Raw genomic sequence first — 351 nt, 5'->3', positions numbered from 1 at the left:
TAACCTATTGGCAGACTTAGGTTTTGCAGGGATAGAAAAGAATTGTCCAAATGCAATCTTGCCATTTAAGAAGCCTCACAACAAAGAGTTAACCCAATTACAAAAGCAGGTTAATAAAGCCATTGGATCAGCAAGGATAAGGGTGGAACATGCCTTTAGTGGGGTGAAAAGGCTCAAGATCATTCGAAATAAAATCAGGCTCAAAACTTATCAGGTCAGGGATCGGGTATTCAAAATTGCTGCTGCTCTGCACAATCTTAGGCTTTGTTACAGAGCTATACAAAACCAACCGTGATAAGGTTTATTAATTTGAAAGATTTTTTTACTCCCTGATAAAAGGAACCAATATTC

General features: G+C 37.9%; 1 protein-coding gene. It reads left to right on the top strand.

The features are described 5' to 3' along the window. On the top strand, window positions 1-295 hold a 295-nt coding region (locus AAOP42_RS00600), incomplete at its 5' end, for a transposase family protein (protein ID WP_349526509.1). Window positions 296-351 lie beyond the last annotated feature (56 nt).

The organism is Reichenbachiella sp. MALMAid0571 (assembly GCF_040151475.1).
Classification (GTDB): Bacteria; Bacteroidota; Bacteroidia; order Cytophagales; family Cyclobacteriaceae; genus CAXBNB01.
The sequence above is the reverse complement of the archived record's forward strand: the minus strand, read 5'-3'. Positions and strand labels throughout refer to the sequence as shown.